This window comes from Micromonospora sp. NPDC048040 (assembly GCF_055587185.1).
Genome location: NZ_JBVJGT010000089.1, coordinates 1 through 16,229 on the forward strand (window position 1 = coordinate 1; position 16,229 = coordinate 16,229).

Annotated in this window: 9 protein-coding genes and 1 pseudogene; 7 read left to right on the forward strand and 3 right to left on the reverse strand. The window is 71.8% G+C overall.

Going from position 1 to position 16,229, the window contains the following annotated elements; all coding sequences use genetic code 11:
- From ACZ6O2_RS35095 to ACZ6O2_RS35105, 3 genes and pseudogenes are all read right to left on the reverse strand, one after another.
- Window positions 1-240 (reverse strand): annotated as a pseudogene (locus ACZ6O2_RS35095) (C39 family peptidase); the annotation flags it as partial.
- Between the two features lie 611 nt (window positions 241-851).
- The gene (locus ACZ6O2_RS35100; RefSeq protein ID WP_466026006.1) at window positions 852-1,883 is read right to left on the reverse strand and encodes a T3SS (YopN, CesT) and YbjN peptide-binding chaperone 1; all 1,032 of its coding nucleotides are present in this window, start codon (window positions 1,881-1,883) and stop codon (window positions 852-854) included.
- Window positions 1,870-2,229 (reverse strand): hypothetical protein, encoded by a 360-nt coding sequence (locus tag ACZ6O2_RS35105; protein WP_350712564.1) that lies wholly within the window; start codon window positions 2,227-2,229, stop codon window positions 1,870-1,872. Before ACZ6O2_RS35105 ends, ACZ6O2_RS35100 begins: the two co-directional genes overlap by 14 nt.
- A 241-nt stretch (window positions 2,230-2,470) precedes the next feature.
- Here ACZ6O2_RS35105 and htpG point away from each other — a divergent pair, with 241 nt between their 5' ends.
- From htpG to ACZ6O2_RS35140, 7 genes are all read left to right on the forward strand, one after another.
- The gene (gene htpG / locus ACZ6O2_RS35110; RefSeq protein WP_466026007.1) at window positions 2,471-4,399 is read left to right on the forward strand and encodes a molecular chaperone HtpG; all 1,929 of its coding nucleotides are present in this window, start codon (window positions 2,471-2,473) and stop codon (window positions 4,397-4,399) included.
- Between the two features lie 58 nt (window positions 4,400-4,457).
- A complete protein-coding gene (locus ACZ6O2_RS35115) occupies window positions 4,458-4,823 on the forward strand; it encodes a hypothetical protein (protein ID WP_350712566.1) in 366 nt (121 codons plus the stop codon).
- Window positions 4,824-4,920: 97 nt separating this feature from the next.
- The gene (locus ACZ6O2_RS35120) at window positions 4,921-5,844 is read left to right on the forward strand and encodes a diacylglycerol/lipid kinase family protein (RefSeq protein ID WP_350712567.1); all 924 of its coding nucleotides are present in this window, start codon (window positions 4,921-4,923) and stop codon (window positions 5,842-5,844) included.
- Between the two features lie 677 nt (window positions 5,845-6,521).
- Window positions 6,522-9,674, forward strand: a complete 3,153-nt coding sequence (locus ACZ6O2_RS35125) for an OmpL47-type beta-barrel domain-containing protein (protein WP_466026008.1) — start codon at window positions 6,522-6,524, stop codon at window positions 9,672-9,674.
- An 18-nt stretch (window positions 9,675-9,692) separates the two neighbouring features.
- On the forward strand, window positions 9,693-10,661 hold the full coding sequence (locus ACZ6O2_RS35130) for a sugar phosphate isomerase/epimerase family protein (protein WP_466026009.1): 969 nt from the start codon (window positions 9,693-9,695) through the stop codon (window positions 10,659-10,661).
- A complete protein-coding gene (locus ACZ6O2_RS35135) occupies window positions 10,658-11,836 on the forward strand; it encodes a multicopper oxidase domain-containing protein (protein ID WP_466026010.1) in 1,179 nt (392 codons plus the stop codon). The genes ACZ6O2_RS35130 and ACZ6O2_RS35135 overlap by 4 nt, the downstream gene beginning before the upstream one ends.
- 179 nt (window positions 11,837-12,015) lie before the next feature.
- On the forward strand, window positions 12,016-16,056 hold the full coding sequence (locus ACZ6O2_RS35140) for a ThuA domain-containing protein (protein WP_466026011.1): 4,041 nt from the start codon (window positions 12,016-12,018) through the stop codon (window positions 16,054-16,056).
- Window positions 16,057-16,229: the final 173 nt, after the last annotated feature.

Sequence of the window (16,229 nt, forward strand, 5' to 3'; positions counted from 1 at the left end):
GCCCTGCACGCTCAGGGCGTTGCGGGTGGCGGCGGGGCCGCAGTAGAAGAAGTTCGGCTGGGCCTCGTAGTGCACGCCGAGTTCCTTCTCGCCGCTCTTGCGGTCCTGGGTGGCGGCGGCCGGCTTGGTGTCGGTGGTGGGGGCGGCGTGGGCGGCGGTGACAGGGCCGGCGATGGCGCCGCCGGTGAAGGCGAGGCCGGCAGCGGTCAGGGCGGCCTTACGGATCAGAGCGGTACGCATGATCGTATGCACCTTTCGATCGGGGGATGCGCGGCACACACCAGAAGGGGGGCGGGTGCGCCGCGGGGTGAGGAAAGGTCACGCCAGAAGTGGGGTGCGCCCGGCGTTCAAGGGGGCGCGGTCCCGGGGGATGTAACGACGCGGGTCCGGCCGGCATTCCGGCCGTCGCCCCGGCCCGTGGAATCGGCTCGGGGGTCACGCGGTCACGACGGTTACAACGCCCCGACCCCCCGGCCCATGCCCGCCGGGGTGGTGGCGCCCGCCACCGCAACCCACCACGAACCCGACACACAACGCCCAAGGCCACACCCTGGCACCGTCGCCGAACCGGACACACGCGCCAGACGGGCATCCACCCGACAGGCCGGGCGGGTGCAGTACAGCTGCCACGAAGGCACCGACCGCGAGGTGGCGACCGGTCGACCCGATACGACGGGCCCGGTGGGTCGGGGGTCCTGCGGGCCTGTCGAGCTGCCCCGTCCCTAGGACCACCCGGCACACCAGGCCCAGTCGCCCACGACGGCACGCATGCCCCATCCGTGAGGGCAGCTCGACAGGGCCGAGAAGCGGTACCGGCGCCGAATCGTCCGCGACGCGGTGTGGGGCGGGGGTCAGTCCCGGGCGGCGGCGCGGCGGCGCAGCAGGGCGATCGCCTCGTCGACGAGGCCACGCTCGGTGAGCAGCGTGAGCAGCAGCGGCAGGGGGCGCCAGTCGTCGGCCTCGACCGCCTGCCGCAGCAGCACGATCGCCTCGTCGTGCCGGCCCCGGGCGGCCAGCAGGGCGGCCAGCTCGTCGCGGGCCCTCGGGTCGCCCTGGTCGGCGGCGATCCGCCAGTACCGTTCGGCCTCGTCGGCGCGCCCCTCCCCGGCGAGCAGCGCGGCGAGCCGGGCGGCGGCGTGCCAGTCGCCGTGCTCGGCGCGGGCCCGCAGCTCCTCCGTCCGCCCCCGGTCGGCCAGCAGGTCGACCAGGACGCTGCCCGCTCCGCTCGCGCCGGCCCGGTCGAGGTCGCGCAGGTAGCCGGTCGGGTCAGGCACCGCCGCCAGGCCCGAGGACTCCTCGCCGAAGAATCGGCTGCCGCCGAACTCCCGCCGGAGCTGGTCGTCGAGGTCGTCGGCGAGCTCGACCATGGCCCGTACGGCCAGCAGCAGGTGGGTGGGCACGAAGTCCTGCCCGAAGACGGGCACGGACGCCCATACCGTGTCCCCGGTGCAGTAGACGCGGCCGACGACGAGACCGTTGGTCAGGTCGGAGAGCCGCCGGTACAGCGACTCGGTCGGCTGGACCCCGGTGAGCAGCGGCGAGAACACGTCGACCAGCGGCGGGTCGTCCTGCGCCCGTACGAAGATCATGGCGGAGCCGACGCGGATGCCGACGTCGCCGTCGGCGTCGACCCGCAACTGGTCGGCGGTGACGCCCAGGATGCCGGCCAGCACCTCCTTGACCCGCTGGGTCAGTTTCCCCCCGTGGTCGGGTTCCCCGACGGGCTCCGGGGCGTGACCGGCCGCTCGGGCGGCCACGGGCCGCGCGGCGAGCGCGGCGGCCAGCCTGGTGCGGGTCGGCACGGGAACGGCCGTGGCCGTGGCGGCCGGCCGGGCCGACAGCGCGGAGACGAACCTGCCCAGCAGACTCTCACGCGGCGTCATCGTGCTCGCCGTTCGGTCCGCCACGTGTGTCGTCGGACGGCTCCTCCGTCACCCGGACCTGGTCGAACATCTTGGCGATCACGAGCGGCGCCGCCACCCCGAAGGTGAAGCTGGCGAAGGCGGTGGTGGCCAGGCCACCCGCCCCGGCCGCGGCGGCGAGCCCGGTGCCGGCCACGGTCCGGAGCAGCACCGCGAACACGACGATCGGGGCGTCCCGCCGGTCCCGCCACGGCCACTGCCACCGCCCCCCGGACTCGGTGGTCGGGCGCATCATCCCGGACAGGTTGAGCGCCTCGGCCACCGCGCTGCCGACCAGCCCCCACATCGCGGCCATCCATAGAGACACATCCCTACCGTACTGACCGCCGCACGCGGCGGTCGCACCAGCCCTCGGCTCTCCCGGCGGCCACGGTGACGCCACCGTCGACGGTAGAGCCTCCGGGCAAAGCGCGCCTGCCGCACGCAACCCCGGCCCACCTGCGGGTACCCCTGATGACGCCCGGTCGGGAAATTTCGACCGGGCGTCGTCGTCTCGCCGTGGGCGACGGCTCGTATCCTTTCGGCGAACCTCTGGTGGGCTTTCGAGGATGAAAGGACACGGCGTGAGTAACCAGGCCGAGACGTTGGAGTTCCAGGCCGAGGCGCGTCAGCTGCTCCAGCTGATGGTCCACTCGATCTACTCGAACAAGGACGTCTTCCTGCGCGAACTGATCTCGAACGCCTCGGACGCGCTGGACAAGCTGCGGCTGGCGTCGATGGTCGACAAGGAGTTGGAGGTCGACACCTCCGACCTGCACATCGAGATCGAGGTCGACAAGGCGGCGCGCACGCTGACCGTCCGGGACAACGGCATCGGCATGTCCCGCGACGAGGTGGTCCAGGTGATCGGCACGATCGCCAAGTCGGGCACGGCGGAGCTGCTGCGCAAGCTGCGCGAGTCCGCCGACGCCGGGGCGCGGCAGGAGCTGATCGGCCAGTTCGGGGTCGGCTTCTACGCGGCGTTCATGGTCGCCGACCGGGTGGAGCTGGTGACCCGGCGGGCGGGGGAGACCGGCGGCACCCGCTGGGAGTCGGCCGGCGAGGGCACCTACTCCGTCGAGGCGGTCGACGAGGTGCCGCAGGGCACCGCGGTGACCCTGCACCTCAAGGCGGCGGACGCCGAGGACAACCTGCACGACTACACCGCCGAGTGGACGATCCGGGAGATCGTCAAGCGGTACTCCGACTTCATCGCCTGGCCGATCCGGATGACCGTCGAGCGCCCGGGCGAGGGCGACGCGACCACGACCGAGACCCAGACGCTCAACTCGATGAAGGCGCTCTGGGCCCGGCCCCGCGACGAGGTCGACGAGGCCGAGTACAAGGAGTTCTACAAGCACGTCAGCCACGACTGGGCCGACCCGCTGGACATCGTGCACATGAAGGGCGAGGGCACCTTCGAGTACGAGGCGCTGCTGTTCATCCCCTCCCACGCCCCGCTGGACCTGTTCGCCCCGCAGGGTCGCCGCGGCGTGCAGCTCTACGTCAAGCGCGTCTTCATCATGGACGACTGCGAAGCGCTCATGCCGAACTACCTGCGCTTCGTCAAGGGCGTGGTGGACGCGCACGACCTGTCGCTGAACATCTCCCGGGAGATCCTCCAGCAGGACCGGCAGATCCAGGTGGTCCGCCGTCGGCTGGTCAAGAAGATCCTGTCCACCGTCAGGGACATGAAGGCCAACCACGCCGAGCGCTACCGGACCTTCTGGACCGAGTTCGGCGCGGCGGTCAAGGAGGGCCTGATCGACGACACGGAGAACCGGGACACCCTCCTGGAGATCCTCTCGGTCGCCTCGACCCACGACCCGGCCGAGCCGACCGACCTCGCCGGCTACGTCAGCCGGATGAAGGACGGGCAGGCCGACATCTACTACGCCACCGGCGAGTCCCGCTCCATGATCGAGAACTCGCCGCACATGGAGGCGTTCCGCGCCAAGGGCTACGAGGTGCTGCTGCTCACCGACCCGGTCGACGAGGTGTGGGTCGAGCGCGTCGGCCAGTACGACGGCCGGACCCTGCGCTCGATCGCCAAGGGCCAGGTCGACCTGGACACCGAGGAGGAGAAGAAGGAAGCCGAGGCCGAGCGCGAGCAGCAGCGCAAGGACTTCGCCGATCTGCTCACCTGGATGGGGGCCACCCTCGCCGACTCCGTCAAGGAGGTCCGCCTCTCCTCCCGGCTGACCACCTCGCCCGCCTGCGTCGTCGGTGACGCCCACGACATCACCCCGACGCTGGAGAAGATGTACCGGGCGATGGGGCACGAGGTGCCGGCGGTCAAGCGGATCCTGGAGCTGAACCCGGGGCACCCGCTCGTCACCGGCCTGCGCAAGGCCCACGGGGAGGGCGGCACCGAGGAGTCGCTGAAGGAGACCGCCGAGCTGTTGTACGGCATGGCGCTGCTCGCTGAGGGTGGGGAGCTGGCCGACCCATCCCGGTTCACCCGCATCCTCGCCGACCGTCTCGCCCGTACCCTGTAGCGCTGTTCCGGCCGGTCGGCGGGGCAGACACCCCCGCCGACCGGCCATACTCGCGGCCGTGATCGAACAGACCTCGCCCAATCGTCCCGGCCCGGCGTCCGCGCTGCGGTTCGTCACCGAACTGATCGCCTGGGTGGCGACGCCGTGGGCGCTCGCCCCGCACTCGGTGGTCCTGGCGGTCGCCTCGGTGGTCGTCCTCGTGGGGCTGCCGACGGTCTTCGCCACCCCGGGGGACAGGCCACGGGTGCTGGTTCCGGTGCCCGGCATCGTCACCATCGCGCTGGTCGTGCTGCAACTGGTCGCCGCGGGCGTGTCGGCCTGGTTCGCGTGGCCGCGAGGCGTGGCCGTCGCCACGACGGCGCTGGTGCTGCTGACCGTGGTCGCGGAGCTGCCCCGCTGGCGGTGGCTGGCGCACGCGCGATGACGGCCGGCCGCCCGGCGTCCCCGGATGACGGCCGGGGGCTGACCCGCCTCACCGGCCCGGGCGTGGAAACCGCGCGGGCTGGGTATCACCGCCGGCCATGAGCACGAGTACCGCGGCGGATGCCGCGCCGGCGGCCGTCGGCACGGTCGCGGTCGTCGCCCACCGCAGGAAGACCCTCGGCGGCGGCCTCGACGCGCTACGCGCGGAGCTGGCCGGCGCCGGGGTCGAGAACCTGATCTGGTGCGAGGTGCCGAAGAGCCGCAAGGCGCCGAAGAAGGTCCGTAAGGCGCTGAAGAAGGGCGCCGAGTTGGTCTTCGTGTGGGGCGGCGACGGCATGGTGCAACGCTGCGCCGACGCCCTTGCCGGCTCGGGCGCCGCCATGGCGATCCTGCCCGCGGGCACCGCCAACCTCTTCGCCGCCAACCTCGGCATCCCCGAGGACCTTTCCGAGGCCGTCCGGATCGGCCTGCGCGGCCCGCGCCGCGCCCTGGACCTCGGCAGGCTCAACGGCGAACACTTCGCCGTGATGGCCGGCGCCGGCTTCGACGGCGACCTCATCCGCGACGCCGACCGCACGCTCAAGGGCAGGTTCGGCCGCCTCGCGTACATGTGGACGGGGCTGCGGCACGTCCGGGGCGAACTGGTCCGCACCCGGATCACCGTCGACGGCGCCGGGTGGTTCGACGGCGAGGCGAGCTGCGTGCTGTTCGGCAACGTCGGCACCATCACCGGCGGCATCCCCGCTTTCGACGACGCCCGCCCCGACGACGGCTGCCTGGAGGTCGGCGTGTCCACCGCCGACGGCGCGGTGGACTGGGCGCGCACCCTCGGCCGGATGGCCGCCGGCCGCTCGGCGGAGTCGCCGTTCGTACGCGTCACGCGGGGCCGCAGGGTCAGGGTCCGCCTCGCGGCGCCGCGCAGGTACGAACTTGACGGCGGTGCCCGCAAGGAGGTCACCAGGCTCAAGGTGCGGGTCGTCCCCGGTGCGCTGACGGTCTGCTGCCCCGAACCCGTCTCCTGACGGGCGCCTCAGGCAAGCGCTGGCGGGGGTGTAACGCCTACGCGACCTGCGACGCTGCCGACTTTCGTCATTCTGAATGAAAGTAGTGTCAGCGGCGACGAAAGGTCTGGACACGCTGACGGCAAGTCAGTAGTGTCGGGACACATCAATATGTTTCATCGAGATGAACCGGCGGCGCGGTGACTCTCGACCGTGGTCCCAGGCGGCGCAACACGCCCGGCGGCCACGGGTAAGGCCAGGGATGGCACCCCGGGTCGGCGCTCCAAGACAGCGCCCCGGTGCGGAAACGCTCCGTGGCTTGACCGATGCCCATCCCTTCTCACTCACATCCCGTCACCCCGACGCGGCACCTGTCTGACCCGCGCGCGCGAACCGGCTCGCCGCTGGCATCAGGCAGACCCCGTTCACCCAGGACGACCGTGACAGCTGGTCACGGCCGAGGACCCCGTGCGGCCAGGGAGGGGCGCACAGGCTGCCGACACGAAGAAGCCGTCGATCTGATGAAGGGTTCGTACGGGCATGTGACGACGCTCGACCTGGATCCGCGGACAGGTGTGCCCCTGCCGCCCCCGAGCAGCTCCCGAAGCCTCGGGACGCGGCAGCGCTGACTACTCATGACATCGGCCGGCCGACGCACGCTGCGCCGGTGTCCCCCTCGGACCGTGAAAGAGGAATCCATGAACGGGTACTCACCGCCCGGTCGGCTCTCCGTGGGCCGGCTCCGGCATTCGATTGCGGCAGTCGCCACGGCGGTCCTGCTGCTGGTGACAGCCGGACTGGTGGCGGCTCCGGCGAACGCGCGCCCGGTCGACGCGGACCGCGCACGGACAGTCGACGCGAGCGGGCCGCCCCGGCAGCTACAGGCCCAGGTGCTGACCTGGACCGCCGGCGACAACTTCCTCTCGTACCTCTCCGCGCCCACCACCGCCGTCGCCGGGCCGGCGACGCTCGTGTTCGAGAACAGCGCCGCGACCGGCAACACCACCGGCATGCAGCACACCCTGACCTTCGACACCACCAACCCGGCGTACAACAGCGACGTCGACGTGAACATCCTGGCCGACCCGACGGACGCCAACGGGGGCCGGTGGACCGTCGACGTGGTGCTCTCGCCCGGCACGTACCGCTACTTCTGCGCCATCCCCGGCCACGGCGGGATGGCCGGCCTCCTGGTCGTCACCGGTGGCGGCTCGGACACCACGCCCCCGACCGCGTCGGCTGCGGTGTCGGGCGAGCGGAACGACACCGGCGCCTACCTGGGGTCGGCGACGGTGACGCTGTCCGCGACCGACGAGGGCTCCGGCGTCGACCGGGTCGAGTACTCCCTGGACGGCGGCCCCTACGGCACCTACTCGGCGCCGGTGACGGTCAACCAGCCGGGGCAGCACACGGTGACCTATCGGGCCACCGACAAGGCGGGCAACACCTCGACCCCGCAGTCGGTGTCGTTCACCGTGGTGGAACCGCCCAAGCCGGACACCACCCCGCCGACCGCGACGGCCGCGGTCACCGGGCAGCGCGACGACAACGGCGCCTACGTCGGCAGCGCCACCGTGACGCTGTCGGCCACGGACACCGAGTCGGGCGTCGACCGCGTCGAGTACTCCCTGGACGGCGGTGCGTACGCCACCTACGCGGCGCCGGTGACGGTCAACCAGCCGGGGCAGCACACGGTGACCTACCGGGCCACCGACAAGGCGGGCAACACCTCCGCGGCCCAGTCGGTCTCCTTCACCGTGGTGGAACCGCCGAAGCCGGACACCACCCCGCCGACCGCGACGGCCGCGGTCACCGGGGAGCGCGACGACAACGGCGCGTACGTGGGCTCGGCGACGGTGACGCTGTCGGCCACCGACACGGAGTCGGGCGTCGACCGGATCGAGTACTCCCTCGACGGGCAGCCGTACGCCACCTACACCGCGCCGGTCGCCGTGACCCAGCCCGGCCAGCACACGCTGAGCTACCGGGCGACGGACAAGGCGGGCAACACCTCGACCGCGCAGTCGGTGTCGTTCACCGTGGTGCGACCGCCGGAGCCGGACACCACCCCGCCGACCGCGACGGCCGCGGTCACCGGGCAGCGCGACGACAACGGCGCCTACGTCGGCAGCGCCACCGTGACGCTGTCGGCCACGGACACGGAGTCGGGCGTCGACCGGATCGAGTACTCCCTGGACGGGGGCGCCTACGCCGGCTACTCCGCGCCGGTGACGGTCAACCAGCCGGGGCAGCACACGCTGAGCTACCGGGCGACGGACAAGGCGGGCAACACCTCGGCCGCGCAGTCGGTGTCGTTCACCGTGGTGCAGCCGCCCGCCCCGGACACCACGCCACCGACGGCGACCGCCACGGTGAGCGGCCAGCGGGACAACGCCGGGGCGTACGTCGGCGCCGCCACGGTCACCATCTCGGCCACCGACACCGGCACCGGTGTGGACCGGATCGAGTACTCCCTCGACGGGCAGCCCTACGCCGCCTACTCGGCGCCGGTCACCGTCAACCAGGTCGGCCAGCACACGGTCAGCTACCGGGCCACCGACAAGGCCGGCAACACCTCGGCCGCCCAGTCGGTGTCGTTCACCGTGGTCGACCCGCCGGCGCCGGACACCACCCCGCCGACCGTCACGGCGGCGCTCTCCGGCCAGCTCGACGACCACGGCGCCTACCTCGGCAGCGCCACCGTCATCCTCACCGCCGCCGACGCCGGCTCAGGCGTGGACCGGATCGAGTACTCCCTCGACGGGCAGCCGTACGCCCGCTACTCGGCGCCGGTCACCGTGAACCAGCCCGGCGGGCACACGGTCAGCTACCGGGCCACCGACAAGGCCGGCAACACCTCGGGCACCGCGTCGGTCACCTTCACCGTGGTCGCCAGCGGCCCCAGCGCCTGCCCGGTGCCGGACACCCGGCCGACGGTGTGGCTCGGCACGGTGGACAGCGGCGTGCCGAACCGGGTGGTCGCCGACGGCTGCACGATCAACAACGCCATCCACGACGAGAAGGCGTGGCCCCACCACGGCCAGTTCGTCAAGCACGTCACGGACGTCGCGGAGCACCTGCACCACCTCGGCCTGATCGACCACAAGGAACACGGTCGCCTGGTGAGCGCCGCCGCCCGCTCCGGCGTCGGCAAGCCGGACGGGAAGAACGGCTACCAGCCGCTGCTGGACGCCTCGGCGGCGTCGTTCGACCGGTGGGAGCACGTCGGCGCGGGCGGATTCACCCGCAACGCCGACGGCTCGATCACCAGCCGGGCCGTCCCCGGCCTCGGCATGCTCTGGCTACCCACCGCCGAGTACGGCGACTTCTCGCTGAAGCTGCAGTGGCGCGACGACGCCCCCGGCACCGGCCGCGCCAACAGCGGAGTCTTCGTCCGCTTCCCCGACGTGCACGGCCATGCCCAGGAGCCCCGCCCCGAGTGGGTGGCCATCAAGTACGGCCACGAGCTGCAGATCCACGACCGGCCCGACGGCGACCAGTACAAGAGCGGATCGGTGTACGGCTTCGACCGGGTCGACCTGGCCGGCGCGAAGGTGGCCCCGAAGGGCACCTGGAACGACTACGAGATCCGGGTGGTGGGCCAGCACTACTCCGTCTTCCGCAACGGCGAACTGATCAACGAGTACGTGAACACCCCGGACGCGGTGTTCAGCCCGCCCCGGGCCGACGACCCGGGCGGCGCCGGCCGCCAGCACGCCCGCGGACACATCGGACTGCAGAACCACGGCACCGCCGACGTCGTGAGCTTCCGCAACGTGCGGATCGCGCCGCTCTCCGCGTGCTGCCCCGGCGGCGCGCCCTCCTCTGCCAACCCGAGCAGCTGCTGCTGACGATCGAAGGGAACAACCATGGCGAAGAACAGGATCGACCGTCGGGCGTTACTGCGCGGCCTCGCCGGCTCCACCGTCGCGGTCGGCGCGGCCAGCCTCGCCGGAGCGCTGCCCGCCACGGCGTCCGGCGGCGCCTCGAACGGCCACCTGGTGCCGCGCGGGCACCTGGGCATCCAGCTCTACAGCGTCCGGGACAAGGTCACGCAGTTCGGCTTCGCGGCCGTCTTCGAGGAGCTGTCCCGCATCGGCTACCGGGAGGTGGAGTTCGCCGGCTACACCCAGGGCAACGTCGGCCCGATCACGCCGGCGCAGATCCGCCAGCTGCTCGACGACAACGGGCTGAAGGCGGCCGGCAGCCACCGCGGGCTCGGCGACTTCCGGAACAACCTGGAGTGGGAACTGGACGTCGCCGAGACCCTCGGCATGCCGGCCCTCGGCACCGCGCAGGCGCCCACCGGCAACCGCACCACCGCCGGGTACCAGGCCGCCGCCGCCGAGTTCAACGAGTGGGGCGCCGCCGCCGCGGCCCGGGGGATCAAGCTCTACCAGCACAACCACACCATCGAGTTCAGCTTCGCCGTCGACCGGCCCGACGTGCGGCTGTACGACCTGTTCCTGGAGCTGACCGATCCCCGGTACGTGTTCCTGGAGATGGACATCCTGTGGGCGTACGGAGGTGCCCGCAAGTACCCGGGGTTCCGGCCGGTCGACTACGTCAACGCGCATCCGCACCGGTTCCCGCTGTTCCACGTCAAGGACGGCGTCCCGCTGCCCGACCCGCAGCAGGGCAACTCCTACCTGGACGTCGAGTTCGGCGCCGGGGTCATCCCGTTCGCCGAGTTCTTCACCGAGCTCGACGGGGGTGGCCGGTTCACCTACCTGTGGGAGCAGGACACCGGGCCGAACGCCCAGCCCAACCCGCCGGGCTCCCTCGGCGCCGCCGAGCGCAGCTACCAGCGCATCGTCGACCTGCGGGGTGACCGGTGAGCGCCTGGCGTCTCGTCGAGGACCCCCCGTCGCCCGGGGACGGCGGCGCGCCCGAGGACGACGGTGCCGGCAGGCGCCGCGGACCGAGCACCCGCCGGCTGCTGGTGGTGGCGGCCACCGTGCTGCTGACCCTGGTCGGCGCCGGCGGCCTGGCCGCCGCCCGCTCCGGGGCGTTCTTCGCCGAACGGCCGGAAGGCTGTGCCAAGCCGGACCGCAGCATGCAGCTGTACGCGGTGGAGCTGCCCAAGGACGGCACCCAGATCCGGCTCGGCTACGGCCTCACCCCGCAGACGGCCTCCTACCCGGGCCCGACGATCGAGATGACCGAGGGGGAGTGCGTCGCTATCACCCTGCACAACCAGGTGCCGGCGGCCACCCTGACGCAGCTGCGTACCGACCCGGCGCACCCACTGGGCGTGTCGCTGCACGTGCACGGGGTCAAGTACACCCAGCTCTCCGACGGCACCGTGCAGAGCGGCTCCTTCGTCCCGCCCGGCGAGTCGCGCACGTACACCTGGTTCGCCCAGCAGCGGAACAGGAAGACCGGTTCGCCGGGCACGGCCGGCTACTGGTGGTACCACGACCACGTGGTGGGCGGTCCGCACGGCACCCAGGGCCTCGGCGCGGGTCTCTTCGGCGGGCTGGTGGTCCGGCGACCCGGCGACCCGAAGCCGGATCGCACCTACACCGTGGTCTTCGGCGATCGGCAGAGCATCAACCTGCGCCGCGGCGCGGCCGCCGACACCTGCGACGCGCAGAACCCGCAGCCGGGGCCGACCTGCCTGGTCGCCCGCAAGGGGGAGAAGGTCGAGTTCGTCGTCGTCGGCATCGGCAACGACATGCACACCTTCCACCTGCACGGCCACTCCTGGGCGGACACCCGGACCGGCCTGGTGGACAACGGACAGCCGTTCGCCGACGGCGTCCCGATCATCGACAACAAGCCGCTCGGCCCCGGCGACTCGTTCGGGTTCCAGGTGACGGCCGGTGACTCGGTCGGACCGGGGCACTGGATGCTGCACTGCCACATGCAGTTCCACTCCGACGGCGGCATGTCGACCATGCTGCACGTCCTGGACGAGGACGGGGCGATGCCTCCGGGCCACGGCCACCACTCCCACCCGGCGAACGCCACCGGCACCACCGCCGACGCCGGGCAGCACCAGCACAACTGACCACCCGCGCCGCCGACGAGGGGCGTCGGCCGCCGGTCCGTCCGGAGCTGTACGGACCGGCGGTCACCCCGGACCGCGTCACCGCCGTGGGCCCGCCGGCATCTCCTGACCGCACCGTCTCCTGCTCGACCCGCTCGGACAACGCACCTCCGCCACACCTCACCCGTGAAGGAGTCGAAATGGCTCAACAACGCCGTTTCCGCCTGTCCCGATGGGGCGGACGTCGGCCCGTCGACGTCACAGCCTCCCCACCACCGGCCACCCGCCGGGTACGACGCACGAGCGCCCTCGCCGCGAGCGCCGTGCTGACGCTCGGCCTGCTGGCCCTGCCCGCGCACGCCGCCGGCCCGGCGCCCGTGCAGGCGGCGCCCGCCGAGGCCGCTGCCGCGGTGAAGCTGCTGGTCTTCCACGGCCCGGTGGACCAGCAGGACGATCCGGTCACCAAGGCTGTCGACGCGATCCGGGACCTGGGCGCGGAGCACGGATTCGCCGTCGACGCGTCCGCCGACCCGGGGGTGTTCACCTTCGGCAACCTGGCCCGGTACCGGAGCGTGGTGTTCCTGTCCGCCAACGGGGTCGCCCTCGACGACGCCCAGGAGGCCGCGTTCCAGGCGTACATCAAGGGCGGCGGCGGTTTCCTCGGCGTGCACGACGCGGCCCGCGCCCAACCCACCTCCGCCTGGTTCACCGGCCTGATCGGCACCCGCCCGGCCGCCGGCCTGCCGAACGCCGAGAAGCCCGTCTCCGCCTCGGCGAGCGCGGAGAACCCGCCGAACGAGACCGCCGCGAAGGCGATCGACGGGTCGACCGGGACCAAGTGGCTGACCTTCAACCCGACCGGCTGGCTGGCGGTGAAGCTGGCGAAGCCGGTGGTGGTGAGCCGCTACGCGCTGACCTCCGCCAACGACTTCCCGGGCCGGGACCCGAAGAACTGGACCCTGCAGGGCTCCGAGGACGGCACCACCTGGACGGACCTGGACACCCGCAGCAACGAGACGTTCCCGCAGCGGTTCCAGACCCGGCAGTTCAGCTTCACCAACAGCAAGGCCTACCTGCACTACCGGCTCAACGTCACCGCCAACAGCGGGGAACCGCTGATCCAGCTCGCCGAGCTGTGGCTGATCGGTCCCGACGCCGGCCCGCCGCCGGACAGCACGGTGCAGCAGGCCGTGGTCGACCTCACCGACCGGCAGCACCCGGCCAACCAGGGCCTGCCGCTGACCTGGAAGCGGTCCGACCAGTGGATCAACTGGGACCCGAGCCCGACCGGCCGGGTGCACACCGTCGCGCAGGTCGAGGAGGGCAGCTACAACCCGGGCCTGAGCGGCAACGGCGCCTTCCACCCGATCTCCTGGTGCCAGGACTACGACGGCGGCCGGTCCTTCTACACCGGCATGGGACGCACCGAGGCCAGCTACACCACCGACAGGCAGTTCCGCAGCCACCTGCTCGGCGCGATCAGGTGGACCGCCGGTCTGGTCCGCGGCGACTGCCAGGCGACCGTCGCCTCGAACTACCGGATCGAGCGGCTGACCGCCACCAACCAGCCGGGCCAGCTCGACCAGATCGGCGAGCCGCACGGCCTGACCATCGCGCCCGACGGCACGGTTTTCTACATCGGCAAGGCGGCCTGCCCGTCCGGGCCGGTCGTCAGCTGGGACGACCCCAAGGTCGGCCTCGGCTGCGGGACCATCCACCAGTGGGACCCGAAGACCAAGCAGGTCAAGCTCCTCACCACCCTCGCCGTGATGGGCAACCGGGGCAGCGGCAGCGAGCTGGTGAAGAACGAGGAGGGCCTGGTCGGCATCACCCTCGACCCGAATTTCGCGCAGAACCGCTGGGTCTACGTCTACTGGATGCCGCACGAGTCGATCGACCGGGTCAAGCGGATCGGCCAGCGGACGGTGTCCCGGTTCACCTACGACGCCGCGAAGCAGACCATCGACCAGGGCACCCGCAAGGACCTGCTGCGCTGGGACACGCAGATCCACAGCTGCTGCCACGCGGGCGGTGGCATGACCTTCGACGAGAGCGGCAACCTCTACATCGGTACCGGCGACAGCAACTCGTCCGGCGGCTCCAGCGGCTACTCCGGCAACAACTGGACCCAGGAGTACCAGGGCGTGTCGTTCCAGGACGCCCGGCGCACCTCCGGCAACACCAACGACCTCAACGGCAAGATCCTGCGGATCCACCCGGAGCCGGACGGCACCTACACCATCCCCGACGGCAACCTGTTCACCGGCGAGGAGGAGGGCGGCGGCAAGACCCGTCCGGAGATCTACGTGATGGGTGTCCGCAACATCGCGCGGATCGCCTGGGACCCGGTCAACGACTGGCTGACCGCCGCGTGGGTCGGCCCGGACGCCGGTGGCCCCAGCCCGGAGCTCGGACCGGCGAAGTACGAGACGGCGACGATCATCACCTCCGCCGGCAACCAGGGCTGGCCGTACTGCATGGGCAACCGGCAGCCCTACCGGGACCGCAGCAACACCGACGCCAACGTGCTCGCCGGCTGGTACGACTGCGACAACCTGAAGAACACCTCGCCGCGCAACACCGGGCTGGTCGACATCCCGCCGGCGCGGGACAACATGATCTGGTACTCGCCGCAGGGCGGTGGCCCGGTCTACCCGAAGCGCACCGACGGCAGCGGCCTGCCGACCTACCAGGTCGGGCAGGAGACGTTCACCCAGCCGTACCTCAAGGGCGGCGGCCAGGCCATCATGGACGGCCCCACCTACCAGCGGGAGAAGGTCGACGTCGACAGCGGCGTGGCCTGGCCGGCGTACTGGGACAACAAGTGGTTCATCGGTGACCAGTCCAACGCCAACAACCGCGTCGCGGTGACCGTCGACCCGGCGAACGTGCCGAAGCAGGGGCCCCCGGCCTTCGCCGAGGACCTGCGCAGCATCATCCGCTCGGGCAGCGGCGGCACCCAGCTCCAGTCCTGGATGGACGCCAAGTTCGGCCCGGACGGCGCGCTCTACCTGTTGGACTACGCCGGCGGGTTCTTCAGCCTGCACCCGAACCAGAAGCTGGTCCGGATCGCCTACCAGGGCGGCCCGGCCACGCCGAACCCGAACCACGCCACCGCGCGGGCCGTCGCGCAGAGCAACCCGAAGACGATCGCCTTCTCCAGCGCGAAGGCCGGCGGCGTGGCCTGGGAGTGGAACTTCGGTGACGGCAGCGCGCCGTCGCGCGAGGCCAACCCCACCCACACGTACGCGAAGTTCGGCACCTTCCAGGCGACGGTGAAGGTGACCTACGCCGACGGCGAGGTGGCCACCGGAACGATCGAGGTGGTCGTCGGCTGCGCCGCACCGGACACCCGCAGGACGGTACGGCTCCTCGACGCCGACACCGGCGTGACCAACCACCAGGTCGGCGGCGACTGCACCGTCAACGACCTGATCGACGACGAGCGCATGTGGACCGACCACGGCCAGTTCGTGAGCCACGTCGCCGCTGTGGTGGGCGACCTGCGCAAGGCCGGCGTCCTCGACAGCCGCGAGGCGTCCGCGCTGCAGAAGGCCGCCGCCCAGTCGCCGATCGGCAAGGCCCCCGGCTACCAGCCGATCTTCGACGGCTCGGCGGGCTCGCTCGCCGACTGGCGGCAGGCGCCCGGCGGGTCGTTCACGCTCCAGCCGGACGGCTCGATCCGCAGCTCGGGCGGGCTCGGCATGCTCTGGTACGCCAAGCAGGAGTTCGCGGACTTCTCCCTGCGGCTGCAGTTCCGGGACGTCTCCACCGGCAACACGTACGCCAACAGCGGCGCGTTCGTCCGGTTCCCGGACCCCCGGACGCCGCTGGAGCAGCGACCGGCCGGCAGTTGCGGGACGGTGGGGTCGGCCCGTAGTTCCCAGGCCTGGGTGGCCATCTACTGCGGTCACGAGATCCAGATCTACGACGGTCCCACCGGCGAGCCGCAGAAGACCGGGTCGATCTACAACTTCGACCCGATCGGGCTGGACCAGGCCGGGGTGACCCCGAAGGGCCAGTGGAACGACTACGAGATCCGGGTGGTCGGGCAGCACTACACGATCACCCGTAACGGCGTCGTGATCAACGAGTTCGACAACACGCCGGGCAAGGCCTCGTCCCGCCAGGGCGACCCGCCGACGGACCTGCGCCAGTTCCTGAGCGGATTCGTCGGGTTGCAGAACCACGGCAACAGCGACCTGATCGAGATCCGCAACGTCAGGGTGCGGGAGCTGTAGCAGCCAGGCGCCGGGTGCGGAGGTGCTCCTCCGCACCCGGCGCGGCAGCTGACCGGCGGGCGCCGGCCGTACCGCTCCGGGTAGGCAGGCAGCCGCACGGGGGAGGGAGGTAGGGCGTTGCGGCTCCGGGAGTGGCCCTCCACCCGGGCCCTGAACGAGCCCTCGACGCGGCC